Origin of the sequence: Rhodobacter lacus (assembly GCF_042683065.1) — a bacterium.
In the GTDB taxonomy this organism is placed as follows: domain Bacteria; phylum Pseudomonadota; class Alphaproteobacteria; order Rhodobacterales; family Rhodobacteraceae; genus Rhodobacter; species Rhodobacter lacus.
On the sequence record NZ_JBHUIX010000002.1, the window covers coordinates 135,063 to 155,027 of the forward strand.

Consider the following 19,965-nt stretch of genomic DNA (forward strand, 5'->3'; position numbering starts at 1 on the left):
GCGAAAGCGCTTGACCTTTCGCCGCCCCTTCTGTTGAACCGGGCCGAACCCGGATCCGCAGGGGAAAAGTACGCCTATGGACAGTCAGAACAAGAACCTCATGCTCGCGACCGTGCTGTCGGCGCTGGTCATCGTCGTTTGGACGGTGTTCTTCCCGCCGCAACCGCCTGTCGTGCCCGAGGAAGAGGCCGCCACAACGGCCACCGGCACCGAGACCGTTCCGCCCGCAGGCGCGGTGTCCCCGGTGGCCACCACCGCGACCCCGGCCCTGCCCGATGCGGCAGCCGCCCAGCCCAGCCTTGCCGAGGCGCCGCGCGTCGAGATCGACACGCCCGAGCTGACCGGCTCGATCTCGTTGATGGGCGCGCGTCTCGATGACCTCTCGCTGAAGAAATATCATGTGAGCCTCGACGAGAGCTCTCCGCTGGTGCGGCTCCTCGCGCCTGTGGGCGGCACCGATCTCAACGCCGCGAATCCCTATTATGTGCTCAACGGCTGGTCGCCCGTGGCCGGGCTCAACGCCACGCAGGTGCCGGGGCCGAAAACGCTCTGGACCGCCCCCGAAGGCGCGAAGCTGACCCCGGAAACGCCGCTTGTGCTCACCTGGGACAACGGCGCCGGGCAAACCTTCACCCGCACCATCGCGGTTGATACGCAATATCTCTTCACCGTCACCGATACGGTTGCCAACAACGGCACCGCCCCGGTGAGCCTTGCGCCCTGGGGCATCATTGCGCGCCACGGCATCCCGAAGGGCAATCATGTCTACGTGCTCCATGAGGGCGCGGTGCGGATGACCGACGGCAAGCTCGAAGAGATCAAATACAAGAACATCACCAAGATGGATGAGGTCGCCGGCGAAGGTCAGGCCGAAATCCTGACCGCCACCGAAAACGGCTGGACCGGCTTCACCGACAAATACTGGATGACGACGCTGATCCCCGATGTGAACCAGTTCACCTCGGTGGTGAAATATGTCGCCTCTGCCGATCTCTACCAGACCGAGACGCGCCTTCCGGCCGAAGTGATCGCCGCTGGCGCCACCAGCTCGGTCACCACCCGCCTCTTTGCCGGGGCGAAGGAATGGGAAGCGATCGCGCATTACCAGAACAACCCGGGCTGGCTCGACAGCCTGCTTGGCGATGAGGTCGACCCGAACCGCCCGCAAATCACCCGTTTCGTCGATTCGATCGACTGGGGCTGGTATTACTTCCTGACCAAGCCGATGTTCCGCCTGCTGCACTGGCTGCATGCCGTGCTTGGCAACATGGGCTGGGCGATCATCGCGCTCACCGTGATCATCAAGCTGATCGTGTTCCCGCTGGCGCGCACCTCTTACATCTCGATGGCGAAGATGAAAGAGATCCAGCCCAAGATGGAGGAGCTCAAGGAGCGGGTGAAGGACGACAAGCAGGCGATGCAGCGCGAGATGATGGCGCTTTACAAGCGGGAGAAGATCAACCCCGCCGCCGGCTGCCTGCCCGTGCTCTTGCAGATCCCGATCTTCTTCTCGCTCTACAAGGTGATCTACGTCACGATCGAGCTTTACCACGCGCCGTGGGTCGGCTGGATCAAGGATCTCTCGGCGCCGGACCCGTCGTCGATCCTGAACCTGTTCGGGCTCCTGCCGATCGCCACGCCCGAGCCCGGCTCGTTCCTGTTCGTGCTCAGCCTCGGCGTGCTGCCGATCCTGCTTGGCATCTCGATGTGGTTCCAGCAAAAGCTCAACCCGGCGCCGACCGATCCGAGCCAGGCGATGATCTTTGCCTGGATGCCGTGGATCTTCATGTTCATGCTGGGCAGCTTTGCCTCGGGCCTCGTGCTCTACTGGATCGCGAACAACACGATCACCTTCATCCAGCAGTATTCGATCATGACGCTGCACGGCAAACGGCCCGACCTCTTCGGCAATATCGTCTCCAGTTTCCGCAAGAAATCCGGCGCGGAACCGCCGAAAAAATGACGGGCCATCTTGCCCATATTCTCCGCCATCCGATCAAGTCGATCGGCTATGAGGAGATCCGCAGCGCGCCCCTGACAAGGGGGCGCGCTCTGCCTTTTGACCGGGTCTTTGCACTCTCTCACGAGGGGGCGAAATTCGCGCATCCCGCAACCGAATGGGCCAAGAAGATGAACTTCGTGCGCGGGGCTGCGGCGCCGGCGCTGATGGCGGTGCAGGCGAAGACCCATGCGGATGGCACGATCGAGCTGACCCATCCCGATCTGTGGCACCTGCGCCTTGATCCGACCCGCCCCGAGGATCAGGTGAAGCTGATCGAATGGCTGCGCCCGCTCTGGCCCGAAAGCCGCCCCGCGCCGCGCGCGCTTGAGCGGCTGGAGGGGCAGGCCTTCACCGATATGGAAGAGCCCTATATTTCGCTGCTCTCGATGGCCTCGCTCGAGGCGCTCGGGCAGGCGGCGGGCGCCTCCGTCTCGCGCCACCGCTTCCGCGGCAATCTCTGGGTTGCGGGCTGGGAGCCCTGGGCCGAGCGCGCTCTGATCGGGCGCAGGCTGCGCATTGGCACGGCGGTGCTGGAGGTGGCGATGCCGATCACCCGCTGCCGCGCCACCTGCGCCAACCCGGAAACCGGGCAAGAGGATTTTGCCACTCTCGAATGGCTCGACAGGCTCAACGGCGATACGCTGTTCGGGCTTTATGCAACGGTGATCGACGGCGGAGAGATCGCGCGCGGTGACGCAGTGGAGGTGCTTTGATGCAGATGGATTTCACCCTTGCGCCGGAGCCCGATGATGCCAGCCGCGAACGTGGCCGGCTGCTTTTTGCCGCGTCGGTGGAGTTTCTCAAGGGCGTTGTCGCCATGGCGGGCCTGCCGCCTGCCGACCGGATCGAGGTCTGCTTTGCGGGCCGCTCGAATGTCGGCAAATCCTCGCTGATCAATGCGCTGACGAACCGCAAGAACCTCGCGCGCGCCTCGAACACGCCGGGCCGCACGCAAGAGATCAACTATTTCACCACCGAGGGCGGGCCCTATCTCGTCGACCTGCCCGGCTACGGCTTTGCCGAGGCGCCGGTGGCGGTGGTGAAAAAGTGGCAGGCGCTGCTCAAGAGCTACCTGTCTGGCCGCGCCACGCTGCGCCGCGCCTTTGTGCTGATCGACGCGCGCCACGGCATCAAGGCTGTCGATGACGAGATCCTGACCCTGCTCGACCGCTCTGCCGTCACCTTTCAGGTGGTGCTGACCAAGGTCGACAAGATCTCGATGGCCGAGCGTGAAAAGGTGATCGCGCAGGTCAAGGGGGCGCTGCAAAAGCACCCTGCCGCCTATCCCGAACTGGTCGTGACCTCCTCGGAAAAGGGCGAAGGCATCGAGACCCTGCGCACCATCATCGCCACCCTCGCCTGAGGCGGGCTCAGGCGGGCGTGTCTGCTCCGTCGTGATCGGAATGGGCGCAAAGCCGGTGATCGCCGAGCACTTCGATCACGCGGCAATCCGCAACCGCACCATGGGCGCAGGCGCCGATCATCCGCACCAACTCGTCTTCCAGTGCGCGCAGCCGGTCAATGCGCTGGCGCACCGCGGCCAGCTGCTTGCGCGCGATCGCATCGACGGCGGCGCAGGAGGCTTCGGGCTGATCGGCCAGTCCGAGCAGGTCGCGGATCGCCTCCAGCGGAAAGCCAAGCGCGCGCGCATGACGGATGAAGCTCAGCCGATGCGCTGCCGCAGCACCGTAAAGGCGCTGATTTCCCGCGCTGCGCTCCGCCTCGGGCATCAGCCCGATCTCCTCGTAATAGCGGATTGTCGGCACCTTGACCCCGGTGCTTGTGGAAAGTTTTCCGATCGTCAGCATCGCCCCCCCTTGTATCTCTAGTGGCTAGAGAGGCTAGGGTTTCTGATGTCACCGTCAAGACGGCGGGCAGGCGGACAGGCAAGAGGTTGACATGACAGAACATTCCCAAATCGAATCGGTCGAGTGGCGGGTGGGCGGCATGGATTGCGCCGCCTGCGCGGGCAAGATCCGCACCGCCGTCACCTCCCTGCCGGGCGTCGCGCGGGTCGAGATTGCGCTGATGGACGAACGGCTCACACTTGACCTGACGGCCGGAGGCGTTGGCGCCGAAGAGGTCGAGCGGATCGTCACCGGCCTTGGCTATCAGATGAGGCGGCAAGGTGCCCCCGCACCAGCGCTGCCGCGCCTCACGGGCGGCGAGAGCTGCGCCTGTGGCGGTTGCGGATGTGCCGCCCCCGAACCGCCCACCGCTGGGCCCCCCGCCTCCGCCCCGCCACCCGCCAATCCGCAGCCGCCCGAGCCCGCCGCGTGGTGGCAAAACCCGAAGGCGCGGGCCGTTGGCATCGCCGGGGCGGCCCTTGCGGCGGGGGGGGGCGCGGGGCTGCTCTGGCCAGAGCTCGCGCGCGCAACGTTTTCGCTTGCGGCACTGATCGCGCTCTGGCCCGTGGCGCGGCGCGCATTTGCACTGGCGCGCCTGCGCCAGCCCTTCACCATCGAGATGCTGATGGTGGTGGCCGCCACCGGCGCGCTCGTCATCGGTGCGGCGGCCGAGGCGGCAACGGTGATCTTTCTCTTCGCCGTCGGCGAGCTGCTCGAGGGGCTCGCAGCCCGGCGCGCGCGCGACGGCATTCGTGCGCTGGCGCGGCAGATGCCCGCGGTGGCCCTTCTGGAACACGGCGATCATGCCCACGAAGTCGCCAGTGCGGGCCTGATCCCCGGCCAGATCATCCGGCTGCGCCCCGGCGACCGGGCGCCGGTTGATGCCGAGATCATCGAGGGCATCTCCGGGCTCGACGAGAGCGCGGTGACAGGCGAGAGCCTGCCGGTGACGCGGCGCCCGGGCGATGCCGTGCCCGCAGGCGCGATCAACACCGAGGCGCTGCTGAGGCTCCGCGTCACTCGCCCCGCGGCAGAGAGCACGCTCGCGCGTATCGCCGCCATGGTCGCCGAGGCGGAGGCCTCGCGCGCGCCGGTTGAGCGCTTCATCGAACGGTTCAGCCGCTGGTACATGCCGCTTGTCGTCTCCCTCGCCGTGCTGGCCGCCGTGGTGCCGCCGCTTGCACTCGGAGCGGAGTGGACAACATGGATCTACCGCGGCCTTGCGCTTTTGCTCATCGGCTGCCCCTGCGCGCTGGTGATCTCCGTGCCCGCGGCGATGGCGGCGGCGCTCGCCACCGGCGCGCGGCAGGGCCTTTTGATCCGCGGCGGCGCGGTGCTCGAACGGCTCGCCAGGCTCGACCATGTGGCGCTCGACAAAACCGGTACGCTGACCGAGGGCCGCCCCGAGGTTACCGCCCTCCTCCCCGAACCGGGCACCCCGCCCGAAACGCTGTTGCGCCTTGCGGCGGCGGTAGAGGCGAGTTCGTCTCATCCGCTTGCCAAGGCGATCACCGCCCGCGCCAGGGCCGAGGGGCTCTCGATCCCCGCCGCACGCGCGGCCCGCACGCTGCCCGGCATCGGCGTCGAAGCGGAGGTGGAGGGCGCGCCCCTGCGCATCGCCGCCGCCGAGACCGCGCGCGCGGGAGAAACCGTCGTGGCGCTCACCCGGGCGGGCCATTTGCTGGGCCAGATCGCGCTGGCCGATGCCGCGCGCCCCGAGGCGCAGGGCGCGCTTACCGAGCTCCGCCAGCTCGGGCTTTCGGCCGAGATGCTCACCGGCGATGCCGAGGCCCCCGCCCGCGCCATTGCGGACCCGCTCGCGATCCCCTTTGCCGCGGCACTTCTCCCCGAGGCCAAACTCGCGCGCATCCGCGCACTTTCGACCCAGGGCGGGGTGATGATGGTGGGCGACGGCATCAACGATGCCCCCGCGCTTGGCGCCGCCGATGTGGGCGTGGCGATTGGTGCGGGCAGCGATGTGGCGATCGAGACCGCCGATGCCGTGCTGGCCCGGGACCGGTTGACCGACCTTCCCGCGCTGATCCGGCTCGCACGCGCAGCAATGGCAAATGTGCGCCAGAACCTGGTGATCGCGCTCGGGCTCAAGGCGCTCTTTCTTGTCACCTCGCTCGCGGGCCTCACCGGGCTTTGGCTCGCGGTGATGGCCGATACCGGGGCGACGGTGCTGGTGACGGCCAATGCGCTGCGGCTCTTGCGCTACGACCCGCGCCGCGTGCGCTAACTCAGACGTGCTGACCGGCGTTGACCTCGATCTCGGTGCCGGTCACGTAGCTTGACGCCTCCGAGCAGAGGAACCAGATCACATCGGCCACTTCGCGCGGCTGGCCAAGGCGGCGCAAGGGCAGGCCCTCGACAATCTTCTCGGTGCCGGGGGAGAGGATCGAGGTCTCGATCTCGCCCGGCGCAATCGCATTCACCCGCACCCCCATCGGCCCGAAATCATGCGCCATCTCGCGGGTCAGCGCCTTCAGCGCCGCTTTCGACGTGGAATAGGCCGCCCCCGCGAACGGGTGCACCCGCGAGCCCGCGATCGAGGTGACATTGACCACAGCCCCCTTCGCGGCGGAAAGCTCATCCTTGAGCCCGCGCGCAAGCACGATGGAGGCGAAAAAGTTCACGTGGAACACCTGCCCCCAGGTGCGCAGATCTGTCTCGATGGTGTTGAGCCGCGATCCGCCAGGCCCCTTGGGCGAGATGCCCGCGTTGTTCACCAGCGCATGCAGCCGCCCGTCGAGGCGCGACTTGATCTCTTCAATCGCCTCGATCGTCGCATTGGGGTCGCCAAGATCAACCTGAATGTGATCCTCGCGCCCGCCGCCCCAGGGGCATTGCTCGGGGAAGGGCTGACGCGAGCAGGTGATGATGCGCCAGCCCTCGCGCGCAAACCGCTTCACCGTGGCATGGCCGATCCCCCGGCTCGCCCCCGTCAACAGCATCACCTTGCGTCCGTCCATCACATACTCCATCGCTTTGGGCCAACCTAAACCTCGGCACGGCAATGGCAATGCCCTTGGCACAGCGGGCATTTGGCTCTAACCATGTTGCCGACTTTCCCGAGGGCTGCCGATGAGAAAACAGACGATGGACCGTGACTGGATCGCCACCGCGAAGACGCTTTCCGAGGCGCTTCCCTATCTGCAACGCTACACCGGCGCCGTGGTGGTGGTGAAGTTCGGCGGCAACGCCATGGGCGACGATGACGCGATGGCGGAATTCGCCCGCGATGTCGTGCTGATGAAGCAGGTCGGCATGAACCCGGTCGTGGTGCATGGCGGCGGGCCGATGATCAACGAGATGCTGGCGAAGCTCGGCATCAAGTCGGATTGGGTGCGCGGCAAGCGCGTCACCGACAAGGCAACTGTCGAAGTGGTCGAGATGATCCTCTCGGGGCTTGTGAACAAGCGCATCGTGCAGGCGATCAACGATCAGGGCGGGCGCGCCGTCGGCATTTCCGGCAAGGACGATGACCTCATGGTCTGCGAACCCGATGACCCGGAGCTGGGCTTTGTGGGCCGCCCGGTCGAGATGAACGTGCAGGTGATCCGCGATCTTTATTCCGCCGGCATGATCCCGGTGATCGCCCCGGTGGCCACCGGCGTGAACGACAACGAGACCTTCAACGTCAATGGCGACACGGCCGCAGGCGCGATTGCGGGCGCGCTGCAGGCAGACCGGCTGCTTCTTCTGACCGATGTGGCGGGCGTGAAGAACAAGGCGGGCGAGGTGATCACCCAGATGACGCCCGACGAGGTTCAGGCGCTCATCGAGGATGAAACGATCTCCGGCGGCATGATCCCGAAGGTCGAAACCGCGCTCAAGGCGGTGAAGGAAGGCGTGCGCGCGGTGGTGATTCTCGATGGCCGGGTGCCCAACGCCTGCCTGCTCGAGCTGTTCACCGAACATGGCGCGGGCTCGATGATCCGCTCCACCCAGACCCGCGTGAAGCCGCGGCGGCGGTGAGCCTCGCCCCCGCCCTTCTCGAAACCCTCGGCGCCGAGCGTCTGTTCGTCGCCGGGATGGTGCATGAGGGGGCAGAAACGGTGCTGCTTCTCGCCCCCGACGAGCCCGGCTTCTGGCCCCATGTGACAGCGCAGCCGGAATTTGCCGATGGCGCGAAGGATCCGCTCGACCGGTGGTCGAAACGGGTGATCGGGGCGCTCGCGGCGGCGCATGGGGGGCGGGCGATCTTTCCCTCCGATGGGCCGCCCTACCCGCCCGTCTTCCGGTGGGCGCTTGCTTCGGGAGAGGCTTTTTCGGCGCCCGTCGGCATGATGGTGCATGTGCGCATGGGGCTGATGGCCTCGCTCCGGGGCGCGCTCGCCCTGCCCGGCGCGCTTCCCCTCCCGGACCCGGCCCCGCATCCCTGCACCGAGTGTGCCGCGCCCTGCCGCACCGCCTGCCCGGTCGCCGCCCTTGGGCCCGAGGGCTACAACACCGCCGCTTGCCACGCATTTCTTAACACCGCCGAAGGGGCAAATTGTCTTTCTGGCGGATGCCTTGCGCGCCGGGCTTGCCCCCTGAGCAAAAGCTATGGCAGGTTGGCCGAGCAATCCGCTTGGCATATGAGGCAGTTTCACAAATGACCCCCGCCGGACACCGTCGCCTGATCCTCACCCGCCACGCGAAATCGAGCTGGGACGACCCGGCGATGGCCGACAAGGACCGCCCCCTCAACAGCCGCGGCAAAACCGCCGCCCGCGAGCTGGGGGATTTTCTCGCCTCGCGCGGGCTTGAGCCCGAGGAAGTGCTTTGCTCGACCGCGCTGCGCACCCGCGAAACCTGGGAAGGCGTTGCCTCTGCGGTGATCGAGACCCGCCCTGAGGTGCATCTGATCGACGCGCTCTATCAGGCCACCCCGGAGATGCTTCTTGCCGAGCTGCGCAAGGCCACGGCCTCCAGCGTGATGCTGATCGCCCATAATCCCGGCATTGGCGAGTTCGCCGCGAGCCTGCCCTCGCGCCCGATCTATGACCCGGATTTCCGCAAATATCCGACCTGTGCGACGCTGATCGTCGATTTCCAGATCGAGGACTGGAGCGATCTCGCCCCCGGTCAAGGCTCGGTGCTCGACTTTTTCACCCCCTCCACCCGCGGCAAGTAATAAAAGGGCCCCCGAAGCGGCGGCCCTTTCATCTTGCCCGAAATATCCCGGGGGGCCGAGGCTTTGCCTCGGCGGGGCAGCGCCCCCACAGGCCCCCCCCAAGTCTCAATGCCCGAGGATCTGGCTCAGGAACTGCTTGGTCCGCTCCGATTGCGGGTTGTTGAAGAAGTCATGCGGGTTGTTCTGCTCGACGATCTGACCATCGGCCATGAAAATCACCCGGTTCGCCACCGCCTGCGCAAAGCCCATCTCATGGGTGACGCAGAGCATCGTCATGCCCTCTTCGGCGAGCTCGATCATCGTATCGAGCACTTCCTTGATCATCTCGGGGTCAAGCGCCGAGGTCGGCTCGTCAAAAAGCATGATCCGCGGCTTCATGCACAGCGAGCGCGCAATCGCCACGCGCTGCTGCTGCCCGCCTGAAAGCTGGCCGGGGTATTTGTGCGCCTGCTCCGGGATCTTCACCTTTTCGAGGAAATACATCGCCGTTTCCTCGGCCTCGCGCTTGGGCACCTTGCGCACCCAGATCGGTGCGAGCGTGAGGTTTTCCAAAATCGTCAGATGCGGAAAGAGGTTGAAGTGCTGAAACACCATCCCCACTTCCGAGCGCACCTTGTCGATGTTCTTCAAATCCGAGGTCAGCTCGATACCATCAACGATGATCTGCCCGGATTGATGCTCTTCGAGCCGGTTGATGCAGCGGATCATCGTCGATTTGCCCGAGCCCGAAGGCCCGGCGATGACGATCCGCTCGCCGCGGTTCACCGTCAGGTTGATGTCACGCAACACATGGAACTGGCCATACCATTTGTTCATCGCGGTGATCTGGATCGCGATCTCGTCGCTGATCTGCATCTGCGCGCGGGCGGATTGGGTGTTCGGCTCCGACATGGGCCCCTCCTTAACGGTGGTCACGCTTCAGCTTGCGCTCGAGATACATCGAGTAACGCGACATGCTGAAGTTGAAGATGAAGAAGATCACGGCAACGAAGATATAGGGCTCCCAGTAGATGCCCTTCCAGGCCATGTCGGCGCGCACCGCGTTCGAAATGCCCACAAGCGGGTCCATCAGGCCCACAAAGGCCACGAGCGTGGTATCTTTGAACATGCCGATGAAGGTCGAGACGATGCCGGGAATGGAGATCTTCAGCGCCTGTGGCATGATGATCAGCCGCTGCGCTTGCCAGTAATCGAGGCCAAGCGCATCGGCCGCCTCGTATTGCCCGCGCGGCAGCGCCGCGAGCCCGCCCCGGATCACCTCGGCGATATAGGCCGCCGCGAAGAAGGTGACGAGAATCACCACCCGCAAGATCAGGTCGAACGTGGTCCCCGCCGGCAGGAAGTATTGCAAAAGCAGCGAGGCGGTGAACAGCAGCGTGATCAGCGGCACGCCGCGGATGAACTCGATGAAGCCCACCGAAAGCGATTTGATGATCAGCATGTCCGACTGCCGCCCGAGCGCGAGCAGGATGCCGAGCGGCAGCGAGACGACGATGGCCGTCACCCCGATCACCACGGCAAGCAGGAAGCCGCCAAACTGGTCGCTGTCCACATCGGGCAGGGCAATCGGGATCACCGATTGCATCGCCCCTTCGAGGGGGCCAACGGCGTAGATCCAGAACACCGCCGCCGCAACGAGCCCGATGCCGGCCGCCATCACGACGCCAAGCCGGACCGAGAGCACGAGGAAAACGCCGGCCCAGAGCACGAAGCCCGCAAGCGTGAAGACCGGCCCCCAGATTGGCCCGCCCCAGAGCAGCCAATAGGCAACCAGCGGATAGAGCAGCGACAGCCACAGCATCTTGCGCGGCAAAGAGGCAAAAAGCACCGGCGCAAAAGCCACGAACAGCGCGGCAAAGGTCACATAGATGCGCCAGTACTGATCCATCGGATAAAAGCCGAACAGGAACTGGTGCCAGCGCCCCCGAATGATCGCCCAGCAGGCGCCGGTGGCCTCTGGCCCCCAGTTCTCGGCAATGATGGCGCGGCATTCGGTGAGGGAATTGGCGTTCCAGACCGAATGCAGCAGCCAGGGCGCCGCGGCCTGAACAAGCCAGATCGCAAAGCCGAGGCCGCAGAGCGTCAGCACCGTGTTGAGCGGCCCCGAGAACAGGTTCTCGCGCAGCCATTTGATCGCGCCGGTCTGGCTCACCGGGGGCGGCGCGGGCGGCAGCATGTCGTTTCGGACGAAGGCGGTCTCGGTCATCTCAACGCTCCTTCAGCCGGATCGACTTGTTGTAGATGTTCATCACCGACGAGATCACCAGGCTGATCGTCAGATAGATCAGCATCATCAGGAGCATGCACTCAAGCTCGCGCCCCGTCTGGTTGAGCGTGATGCCGCCCAGCGTGCCGCGCAGATCCATGTAGCTCACCGCGATGGCGAGCGAGGAGTTCTTTGTCAGGTTGAGATATTGCGAGATCAGCGGCGGCACGATCACGCGCAACGCCTGCGGCAGGATCACAAGGCTCATCGTGCGCCCCGGGCGCAGGCCAAGCGCATAGGCGGCCTCGGTCTGGCCCTTGGAGATGGCCAGGATGCCCGCGCGCACAATCTCGGCGATGAAGGCCGAGGTGTAGATCGTGAGCGCGATCAGCAGCGCGGTGAAGGAATGCAGCATCTGGAACCCGCCTTCGAAATCAAAGCGGGTGACGCGCGGGTAATCGAGGTGGAAGCCGAGTGCAAACGCGACCACGACGACCGGACCAAGCAGGATGAGCGGCGTTTGCCACCATGTTGTGGGGCGGATGCCGGTGGCTTCCTGCACTGCTTTTGCGCGCTCCATCAGCCGCCGCCAGGCCCAGAAAGAGGCCGCGAGGATCAGGATCAGCGCCAGCGCGTTGAGGCTCACCGGAATATCGCCGGGCAGCACAACCTCGCCCAGCGAATTGGAAAAGAGCGGCGCGGCAACACTGGTGCCGCGGTTTGTCACGGCAATCGTGTCGAAGAGCCACATCGAGGCCTTGGGCGTCTCGCCCGCGGCCTGCATCGCCTCGGTAAAGCGGAAATCGCGCGGGCTTGGGGTGGTTTCCGACAGGATCGTGCCCATCAACAGGATCCACAGCAGCAGCGGAATGTTGCGGAAGGTCTCGACAAAGACTGTCATGATCCGCGCCACGAGCCAGTTGTTCGACAGGCGCAGCACGCCGACGAAAACGCCCAGAATGGTGGCGCAGATACAGCCCAGCACCGAGACGAGGAGCGTGTTCAAAAGCCCCTCGACCATCGCGCGCATATGCGTGTTGTCGTTGGTGTAGGGGATCAGCGTCTGGGCGATGTCATAGCCCGCGCGGGTCCACAGGAAGGAGAAGTTGAAGTCCTTCCCCTTGGCCTCGAGGTTCACATAGGCGTTGTTGAGAAGCCAGAACAGACCCGCAAGGAACAGCAACAGCACGATCACCTGGATCGTGACGGAGCGGAACCGCGTGTCGTAAATGAGCATCGAGAGCCGAAAGCCATCTTTCGGCGGATCACTCGCGAGTGTCATGCTTTTCCCCTGTCCGGGCCGCCATGTGGCTTTGCGCCAACTGATTTGGGGCGATGCCCCGGCGATCCCGCTTGTCGAAAAAGAGAATGCGGCCGGGTGGTGCACCCGGCCGCACAGAGATCTTAGCGGAACGGCGGAGCGTACATCAGCCCGCCTTGGGTCCATTGCGCGTTCAGGCCGCGCGCCAGACCGATCGAGGTGCTCGCGCCGATGTTGGCTTCAAACACTTCGCCGTAGTTGCCGACGGCAAGGATCGCGCGCTTGGCGAAATCGTTGTCGAGGCCGATCTTGGCGCCCATGTCGCCCTCAAGCCCGAGCAGACGGCGGATTTCCGGGTTCTGGGTCGAGGCGGCCACTTCTTCGAGGTTCGCCTTGGTCACGCCATACTCTTCGGCTTCCACGAGCGCGTAGAAGCTCCAGCGCACGATGTCGCCCCAGTTGTTGTCGCCATGGCGCACGGCCGGCCCGAGCGGCTCTTTCGAGATGATTTCGGGCAGGATGACGATGTCATCGGCGTTCGGCATCGTGGCGCGCGAGGCGGCGAGGCCCGAGGCGTCGGTGGTGTAGCTGTCGCAAGCGCCGGCGAGGAAGCGCTGCTGCCCCTCGGCGTCGTTGGCGATGTTCACCGGCGTGTAGCTCATGTTGTTCGCCTTGAAGTAGTCGGCGAGGTTCATCTCGGTGGTGGTGCCGGTCTGCACGCAGATCGTGGCGCCATCGAGTTCCTTGGCGGAAGAAACGCCGAGTTCCTTGTGCACCATGAAGCCCTGGCCGTCATAGTAGTTCACGGCGACGAAATCGAGCGCCAGCTCGGTGTCGCGCGAGAAGGTCCAGGTGGAGTTGCGCGAGAGCACGTCAACTTCGCCCGAGGCCAGCGCGGTGAAACGGGTCTCGCCGGTGAGCGGGACATATTTGACTTTCATCGGGTCGCCGAGCACGGCGGCGGCAACGGCTTTACACACGGCCACGTCGAAGCCTTGATAGTTGCCGTTCGCATCCGGAGCGGCGAAGCCGGTCAGCCCCGGGTTCACGCCGCAAATCAGTTCGCCACGGGCCTTGACCTCGTCCAGGGTCGACGCCCCGGCGACGCCGGCCACGAGGCCCGCCATCACCAGCGAACCGAAGAATACGGATTTTTTCATGTTTACCTCTTCCTGAGTTGCCGCCCGAGCGGCGGTGAGAGTGCCCTTCACGGGTCTGACGTGTCGTTGGGGCATGCCCCAGCAGGGGGGAGTTTGAGCGAATGCGGACCGAATGGTCAAGCCGTCATGGAGGATTTCTCCAAGGCAGTCGCCCGCTGATTGAGCAACTGCACGGATAGCGCGCACTTTGCGGAAGAAAACCGGGCGGTTCAGCCAAAATCAGGCGCTATGGCGCAGCATCCAGAATCGCTCCGCATGAAGGAGCGCCTGCTTTTTGAGCGCGGCAAGCTCCTCCGCCTCTTCGTCGGCGCCCCATTGTGCGATCTGATAGGCTTCGTCGATGCGCGACACATCCCAGGCTTCCGCCGCCGTCAGCGCCCCGTCGGCCACCGCGAGCCCCAGCACCAGCGAGCCGGTGAGGCCCACAAGGTCGTGCAACGCCGCCAGTTCCCAGATATCGTAGGCCTCTACGCGGCGGGCGAGGGCCACGAGCGCATGCGCCGGCTGCAAGATCGGCACCACGCCCTGCGTGATCGAGAGCCGGGCCCCGTGCCGGGCCTCGGCCCAGTCGAGCCAGTGGTCCCAGCCCTCGGCCTGAAGCGCGATCAAATCCGCCGGGCGCTCGGCGCGATAGCACAAAAGGTCGGTCTCGCCATAAGCGGCGATCAGTTCGGCCACTTCGGCCATCTGAGTCGCCACCTTGTCGAGCGCGGCATTGGCCGAACGCGTCACCGGCATCGTCGCGGGCTCGATCTTTTCGCCCTGCGCCTGCCATTCGGCGGCCATCGCCTCGGCCATCGCGCGCGTCGGCACGACAAGCGCGCGTTTTGCCGGCGTTTTCACCGCCCGGGCATCGAGCAAAACCGTATATCCGCCCGAGACAGGCTCCGCCTTCGCATCCGTCCAGAACCGTTTTGCCGTCCAGCCGCTCATGCCAGAATCTCCAGAACCGCCATTTCCAGCTCTTCGAAGGTTTCCACGATCCGCTCCGCCCCGGCGGCGCGCAGATCCGCCACCGGATGATAGCCCCAGCTCACGCCCAGCACAGCCACACCGGCGGCAAGGCCCATCTCGATGTCATAGGTGGTGTCGCCGATCATCACCGCATCGTGGGGCTCCACGCCCGCCTCGGCAAGCGCGGCGCGCACCATGCCCGGATGCGGCTTCGAGGGGTTGTCATCCGCCACCTGCCGGGTGACGAAAAGCCCCTCAAGCCCGTGATGGGCGATCAGCGCCTCAACGCCGCGCCGCGATTTGCCCGTGGCCATGCCCAAAAGCATGTCTTCGCGCGCCGCGAGTCGCAGGCAGCAGTCCTTTGCCCCCGGATAGAGCGGCGCGGGAGAGGCGGCGCGGCCGGTGAAATAGCTCTGCTTGTAGGCCTCCACCAGCGCGGCCTGCGTGGCCCCATCGTGCGCAGGCGCAAGCCGGGCCACGGCGATCGGCAGGGAAAGCCCGACAATGGCCAGCACTTCCGCCGTGGCGGGCACCGCCAGCCCCTGCGCCGTGAAAGCCTGTGTCATCGCAGCAAGAATATGGGCCTGGCTGTCGCTGAGCGTGCCATCGACATCGAAAAGCGCAAGTTTCATCACGCGTCCTCGAACGGGTCGAGCGGCGCCTCGCCCTCGATCCAGCCCAGCGTTTTCCAGGTGCGCTTCATGTGGTCGGGCAAAGGCGCGGTGAGCGTGATGCGTTTTTTGGTGATCGGGTGATCAAAGGCGATGGTGCGCGCATGCAGATGCAGCTTGCGCGAGATCTCGCCGCCAAGCTGCGCGCCCCAGCCGTCGCCCAGGTTCTCCTGCCCGGAGCCCCCATATTTGCCATCCCCGATGATCGGGTGGCCAAGTTCGGCCATATGCGCCCGAAGCTGGTGCGTGCGCCCGGTGATCGGCACGAGCCCCACCCAGCTGACCCGCGCGCCAAGCGCCTCGATCACCGCGAAATCGGTGGTGGCGCGCTTGGCATCGGGGTTTTGCGCCATCTTCGCGGGCGGGATGCAGATCATCTTTTCGCCCTCGCCGCCGCGGCCATGGCCCGGCGCCTTCATCAGCCCGTAGCGGATCGTGCCCATCTTGGGCGAGGGCACCCCCGCCACCGCAGCCCAGTAGATCTTGCGCGTGGTCTTGAGCCTGAACGCCTCGGAAAGCGCGCGCGCAATCCGGTCGGTGCGGGCAATCAGCAGCACGCCCGACGTGTCTTTGTCGAGCCGGTGCACCATCTTCGGCCGGTCCTTGTAGCCGAATTTCAGCGCGTCGAGGAGGCCGTCAACATGACGGTCCCCCTGCCCCGAGCCGCCCTGGCTCGGCAGCCCCGGCGGCTTGTTGAGCGCAATGATATGCTCGTCTTTCCAAAGCACTGCCGCTTGGATCATCTTCTCGTCGGCAGGCGAGATGGTGATCTTCTCGCGCCGCTCCTCTGCGCGGCGCACCGGCGCCTCGGCCCCGGCCTCGGGCAAGGGCGGCACCCGCACTTCCATCCCGGGGCCGATCCGGTCCGAGGCTTTTGCCCGCCCGCCATCGACCCGCACCTGCCCGGTGCGGCACATCTTTTCCACCGCGCCCTGTGTCAGGCTCGGAAAGCGCTTCTTCAGCCAGCGGTCGAGACGGCTCTCGCCCTCGTCTTCGCTCACCTTGATCAGTTGCACCGCACTCATACAAAGAACCCTCGCGCGAAAGCCATCCCGGCGAACAGCGCCGCCAAGGCAATGACGACAGAGCCAATCACATAGCCCGCCGCCGCCAGCCCCTCGCCCGCCTCATAAAGCTTCGCCGCATCAAGCGAAAAGGCCGAGAAGGTGGTGAACCCGCCCAGCACGCCTGTCATCAGGAAAGGCGCGAGCCGCGTGCCGCCCTTTTGCGCCAGCACGACCACCATCGCCCCCATCAGGAAGGAACCGAGGATGTTCACGGTCATCGTGGCATAGGGAAAGCCGTGCCCAAGCAGCCGCGGCAGGAGCACATTGACAAGATAGCGGGCCGAGGCGCCAAGCGCCCCGCCAAGCGCAACGATGAGGAGGGTCTGGATCATGCGATGTCCTTTGCCCTCTTGGGCCGGATTGTCAACTGCCGCGCTTCTCGCGCAGCTTGGCAAACCATTCCACGCGCTTTTTCAGCTCGCGCTCGAACCCGCGCTCGACGGGCGCATAAAACACCGGCCGGCGCATCCCTTCGGGAAAGTAGTTCTGCCCGGAAAACGCATCCTCGGCATCATGGTCATACTGATAACCCGCGCCAAAGCCCTGCTCTGCCATCAGCTTCGTCGGCGCGTTGATGATATGGCGCGGCGGCGGGGTGGAGCCGGTCTTGCGCGCGGCCTCGCGCGCGGCAACGTAAGCCATGCAGGCCGCGTTCGATTTTGGCGCAAGGGCAAGGTAGATCGCGGCCTGCGCAATCGCGAGCTCACCCTCCGGGTGGCCGAGCCGCTCGTAAACCTCCCAGGCATGCAGGCAGATCGTCTGCGCCTGCGGATCGGCAAGGCCGATATCCTCGATCGCCATCCGGGTGAGGCGGCGGGCGATGAAGCGCGGGTCCTCTCCGCCTTCAAGCATCCGCCCAAGCCAGTAGACCGCCGCATCCGGGTCTGAGCCGCGGACGGATTTATGCAGCGCGGAGATGAGGTTGTAATGCTCCTCGCCGGATTTGTCGTATTTTGCCGCGCGCCGCATCAGCCGGCTGGAAAGCGCCTCGGTATCAAGCGGCGCCTGCACCTTCCAGGCCATCACCTGCTCGATCAGGTTGAGCGCGGCACGCCCGTCACCATCGGCCATTTCCAAAAGCGCCTCGCGCGCGGGCGCCTTGAGGGGGAGCGCGCGGCCAAGCGCCTGCTCGGCGCGCTGCGCGAGCCGCTCAAGGTCTGCAAGGCTGAGCCGCTCAAGAATGATCACCTGCGCGCGCGAAAGCAGCGCGGCATTAAGCTCAAAACTCGGGTTCTCGGTGGTGGCGCCGACAAGCAGGATCGTGCCATCCTCCATATGCGGCAGGAAACTGTCTTGCTGGGCCTTGTTGAAGCGGTGGATCTCATCGACAAAAAGCAGCGTGCCCTTGCCTTGAGAGGCGCGCAGCTTTGCCGCCTCGAACACCTTGCGCAGCTCCGGCACCCCCGAAAAGATTGCAGAGATCTGCACGAAGGCGCGGTCAGTCTCATGCGCCAGGAGCCGCGCGATCGTCGTTTTACCAACGCCGGGCGGCCCCCAGAAGATTACAGAACCAAGAGACCCCGCGGCGAGCATCGCTCCCAGCGGGCCCTCTGGTCCCAGCACATGGCGCTGCCCGATCACCTCGGAGAGGTGACGCGGGCGGATCCGATCCGCCAAGGGCCGGGGCGCTTCGGCCCCGGCAGGGGCAGGCGTATCAAAGAGGTCAGACATGGCGGCCCCACCCTATCCGCCGCCGTCCCGAGGCGGAAGGGTGAAACGCGCGGGGCCGCCAGCAGCTGAAAGGGGCACTCGTTGTAAACACTCGTCACAGGTCGCTCAGTGCATCTTGCCGCTGAGGTCGATCGAGACGCACTGGTAATCGCCATCGTCGATGAACATGCTGCGCCCGATCGCCTCCGCATCAAGCCCGCACCGCCCATACCAGCGCGGCCAGCTTGCCGCGGTCAGCGCCACGAGCCGGGTCGCGCCCAGTTCCCGCGCCGCCCCGGTCATCGCTTCGACCAGGCCGAAATGCACTTTGCGCCGCAGGCTTTGCGGGATGTCATGCGACACGAACACCCGCGAGCTTTCCCAGGTATGGGCATCACTCGGGGCCTCGCCGTAAAGCAGGTCCTGCGGAATCGAGCCACCCAGAATGCCGTTCTGGGCGTCGCGAATCATGTAGCTGTAGATGCCGCAACGCGCCGTTGTCGGCGTCAGCCGCATCCCCGCCAGCACGCGACCCAGATCGTGAATGGCGATCCAGCGGCTTTGCGGTGTGTCATACTGGTCAAACTCCATGCCCATCTCTTCGGGCAGGTCCCAGTTTTTCTGGACGATGAAGCTTTGCCGTCTTGCGCGAAACAGGTTCGCAAAAAGCTCGCCATGGTTGTGCATGTTGGCAAAGGAAAGAGTGGTGATCTGCATCGGTTTCTCCGGGGTTAAATATGGCCCGGGGGGAACCGCCGCAGGGGACCTTAAAGCAGCCGATACTCCTTCGCTCTCTGGATAGCTTCGGCAGTCGTGCGCGCCATCAACCGCTCTCGCGCCGATAGCAGACGTGCCTTGAACGCAGACTGCGTGATGCCAAGCTTCGCAGCAGCAGCAGCATGTCGATCCCCGGCGGCAATGCACCGCAGGGCCTCGATTTGAGCCTTTGTCAGGCCCTCCGGCGGCTGCGTGATGTCGTGCAGCCGGCGGACCAGTTGCGAGATCGTTTCGATCTCGTCATCCCGGAATTCGCGTTCTCGCGAAGTGAAAGAGGCAATGGTGCGCGAGGCGATCGGACCGCAAGAGAGCGTCACCCCGTAATTCAGCCCGAACCGGCGGGCTTCGCCCAGAATATTGAATGGATCAGGCAGCGGAAATGCGCTCCAGCGACAGGCGCCCTCTTCGGAGAAACCCCAGGCGATTGTCGGGTCACGCAGGGCATAGGCCTGCCGGGTATAGTGATCACTCCAGGCCTCGGGATAGGTCTGGAACTGCATGATCGGTGCCGCAAACCGGATGTGCAGACCAACAAAATACCCGTCCGGCACCAGACGGGTCAGCTCGCGCAGGGTCTTGTTGATCTCGGCATGAATAGACATGTCTTTTTAGACAGGTGCATTGGAGAAAATTCAATACGCTTTTGCGTGAAATTTTAAAACTCTGTCCGTATCTTGCGCCACCGTGGCCGTGAGGCACCACTTATTGCGCAAGCACAGAGACGGCCCCCCGCCGCGCAGGCATAAAAAAACCCGCCAGAAGGCGGGTTTTTGTTCTTTGGCGCGCCTTGGCTCAGTCTTCGGCGGCCTCGAAGGCCTCAAGGCGGGCCTTGTCGGCGGCGCCCTTGGCGGCGAGGTCACGGTCGACGAGTTCGATGAAGGCCATCGGCGCCATGTCGCCATAGCGGAAACCGGCTTTCAGAACGCGGGTGTAGCCACCGTTGCGGTCCTTGTAGCGCGGGCCGAGCACTTCGAAGAGCTTCGCCACGTCCTTGTCTTGTTTCAGCATCGCCGCGGCCTGACGGCGGGCGTGCAGATCGCCACGCTTGGCCAGCGTGATGAGCTTTTCGAAGATCGGACGCAGTTCCTTTGCCTTCGGCAGGGTGGTCTTGATCTGTTCGTGTTCGATGAGCGAGCCGCACATGTTGGCGAACAGCGCCTTGCGGTGTTCCTGGGTGCGGTTCAGACGGCGGTAGCCGCGAGCGTGACGCATGATTGTCTCCTAAGTCGCGTTTTGCTTTGTGTTGGC

The 19,965-nt window shown here is 65.0% G+C and carries 21 protein-coding genes; 7 read left to right on the top strand and 14 right to left on the bottom strand.

Annotated elements, in window-relative coordinates:
* Positions 1–76: 76 nt before the first annotated feature.
* From yidC to yihA, 3 genes are read left to right on the top strand one after another with little or no spacing between them, the layout of a single operon-like run.
* The gene (yidC, locus tag ACFSM0_RS01385) at positions 77–1,963 is read left to right on the top strand and encodes a membrane protein insertase YidC (RefSeq protein ID WP_377386031.1); all 1,887 of its coding nucleotides are present in this window, start codon (positions 77–79) and stop codon (positions 1,961–1,963) included.
* Positions 1,960–2,715: an MOSC domain-containing protein gene (locus ACFSM0_RS01390; protein WP_377386034.1), complete on the top strand. Its 756-nt coding sequence runs from the start codon at positions 1,960–1,962 to the stop codon at positions 2,713–2,715. Before yidC ends, ACFSM0_RS01390 begins: the two co-directional genes overlap by 4 nt.
* Complete coding sequence (yihA, locus tag ACFSM0_RS01395) at positions 2,715–3,365, top strand: ribosome biogenesis GTP-binding protein YihA/YsxC (protein WP_377386037.1); 651 nt, start codon at positions 2,715–2,717, stop codon at positions 3,363–3,365. The genes ACFSM0_RS01390 and yihA overlap by 1 nt, the downstream gene beginning before the upstream one ends.
* 7 nt (positions 3,366–3,372) lie before the next feature.
* Here the strand turns inward: yihA and ACFSM0_RS01400 are convergent, their stop codons facing one another.
* A complete protein-coding gene (locus ACFSM0_RS01400) occupies positions 3,373–3,810 on the bottom strand; it encodes a MerR family transcriptional regulator (protein ID WP_377386040.1) in 438 nt (145 codons plus the stop codon).
* 91 nt (positions 3,811–3,901) lie between these two features.
* On the opposite strand from ACFSM0_RS01400, the gene ACFSM0_RS01405 reads away from it, so the two are divergent.
* On the top strand, positions 3,902–6,091 hold the full coding sequence (locus ACFSM0_RS01405) for a heavy metal translocating P-type ATPase (protein WP_377386042.1): 2,190 nt from the start codon (positions 3,902–3,904) through the stop codon (positions 6,089–6,091).
* A gap of 1 nt (position 6,092) precedes the next feature.
* Here ACFSM0_RS01405 and ACFSM0_RS01410 read toward each other — a convergent pair whose 3' ends face one another.
* Complete coding sequence (locus tag ACFSM0_RS01410) at positions 6,093–6,824, bottom strand: SDR family NAD(P)-dependent oxidoreductase (protein WP_377386045.1); 732 nt, start codon at positions 6,822–6,824, stop codon at positions 6,093–6,095.
* A gap of 127 nt (positions 6,825–6,951) precedes the next feature.
* Between ACFSM0_RS01410 and argB the strand changes: the two genes are divergently transcribed.
* The 3 genes from argB to ACFSM0_RS01425 are packed head-to-tail and all read left to right on the top strand — an operon-like array spanning position 6,952 to position 8,971.
* Positions 6,952–7,830, top strand: a complete 879-nt coding sequence (argB, locus tag ACFSM0_RS01415; RefSeq protein ID WP_097068606.1) for an acetylglutamate kinase — start codon at positions 6,952–6,954, stop codon at positions 7,828–7,830.
* Positions 7,831–7,886: 56 nt separating this feature from the next.
* Positions 7,887–8,453, top strand: coding sequence for a ferredoxin (locus ACFSM0_RS01420; RefSeq protein WP_377386181.1), 567 nt, complete (start codon positions 7,887–7,889; stop codon positions 8,451–8,453).
* Positions 8,450–8,971 carry a SixA phosphatase family protein gene (locus ACFSM0_RS01425; protein WP_377386048.1) on the top strand — a complete coding sequence of 174 codons (522 nt, stop codon included), beginning with the start codon at positions 8,450–8,452 and terminating at the stop codon, positions 8,969–8,971. Before ACFSM0_RS01420 ends, ACFSM0_RS01425 begins: the two co-directional genes overlap by 4 nt.
* 105 nt (positions 8,972–9,076) lie before the next feature.
* Here ACFSM0_RS01425 and ACFSM0_RS01430 read toward each other — a convergent pair whose 3' ends face one another.
* The 12 genes from ACFSM0_RS01430 to rplQ all read right to left on the bottom strand — a co-directional run bounded on the left by ACFSM0_RS01430 (position 9,077) and on the right by rplQ (position 19,929).
* Positions 9,077–9,862: an amino acid ABC transporter ATP-binding protein gene (locus tag ACFSM0_RS01430; RefSeq protein ID WP_377386051.1), complete on the bottom strand. Its 786-nt coding sequence runs from the start codon at positions 9,860–9,862 to the stop codon at positions 9,077–9,079.
* A 10-nt stretch (positions 9,863–9,872) separates the two neighbouring features.
* Entirely contained in the window at positions 9,873–11,177 is a 1,305-nt protein-coding gene (locus tag ACFSM0_RS01435) for an amino acid ABC transporter permease (RefSeq protein ID WP_377386055.1), read from the bottom strand.
* A gap of 1 nt (position 11,178) precedes the next feature.
* A complete protein-coding gene (locus ACFSM0_RS01440) occupies positions 11,179–12,459 on the bottom strand; it encodes an amino acid ABC transporter permease (protein WP_377386058.1) in 1,281 nt (426 codons plus the stop codon).
* A gap of 122 nt (positions 12,460–12,581) precedes the next feature.
* Entirely contained in the window at positions 12,582–13,598 is a 1,017-nt protein-coding gene (locus ACFSM0_RS01445; RefSeq protein ID WP_377386061.1) for an amino acid ABC transporter substrate-binding protein, read from the bottom strand.
* 219 nt (positions 13,599–13,817) lie between these two features.
* On the bottom strand, positions 13,818–14,531 hold the full coding sequence (locus ACFSM0_RS01450; protein ID WP_377386064.1) for an ATP12 family chaperone protein: 714 nt from the start codon (positions 14,529–14,531) through the stop codon (positions 13,818–13,820).
* The gene (locus tag ACFSM0_RS01455) at positions 14,528–15,184 is read right to left on the bottom strand and encodes an HAD-IA family hydrolase (protein ID WP_377386067.1); all 657 of its coding nucleotides are present in this window, start codon (positions 15,182–15,184) and stop codon (positions 14,528–14,530) included. Before ACFSM0_RS01455 ends, ACFSM0_RS01450 begins: the two co-directional genes overlap by 4 nt.
* The gene (locus ACFSM0_RS01460) at positions 15,184–16,248 is read right to left on the bottom strand and encodes an RluA family pseudouridine synthase (protein WP_377386070.1); all 1,065 of its coding nucleotides are present in this window, start codon (positions 16,246–16,248) and stop codon (positions 15,184–15,186) included. The genes ACFSM0_RS01455 and ACFSM0_RS01460 overlap by 1 nt, the downstream gene beginning before the upstream one ends.
* A complete protein-coding gene (gene crcB, locus ACFSM0_RS01465) occupies positions 16,245–16,622 on the bottom strand; it encodes a fluoride efflux transporter CrcB (RefSeq protein ID WP_377386073.1) in 378 nt (125 codons plus the stop codon). The genes ACFSM0_RS01460 and crcB overlap by 4 nt, the downstream gene beginning before the upstream one ends.
* 31 nt (positions 16,623–16,653) lie before the next feature.
* Positions 16,654–17,961 carry a replication-associated recombination protein A gene (locus ACFSM0_RS01470; protein ID WP_377386075.1) on the bottom strand — a complete coding sequence of 436 codons (1,308 nt, stop codon included), beginning with the start codon at positions 17,959–17,961 and terminating at the stop codon, positions 16,654–16,656.
* Positions 17,962–18,066: 105 nt separating this feature from the next.
* Positions 18,067–18,657 carry an acyl-homoserine-lactone synthase gene (locus tag ACFSM0_RS01475; protein ID WP_377386079.1) on the bottom strand — a complete coding sequence of 197 codons (591 nt, stop codon included), beginning with the start codon at positions 18,655–18,657 and terminating at the stop codon, positions 18,067–18,069.
* A 50-nt stretch (positions 18,658–18,707) separates the two neighbouring features.
* Positions 18,708–19,319: an autoinducer binding domain-containing protein gene (locus ACFSM0_RS01480; RefSeq protein ID WP_377386082.1), complete on the bottom strand. Its 612-nt coding sequence runs from the start codon at positions 19,317–19,319 to the stop codon at positions 18,708–18,710.
* A 190-nt stretch (positions 19,320–19,509) separates the two neighbouring features.
* Entirely contained in the window at positions 19,510–19,929 is a 420-nt protein-coding gene (gene rplQ, locus ACFSM0_RS01485; protein ID WP_377386085.1) for a 50S ribosomal protein L17, read from the bottom strand.
* Between the last annotated feature and the right edge of the window lie 36 nt (positions 19,930–19,965).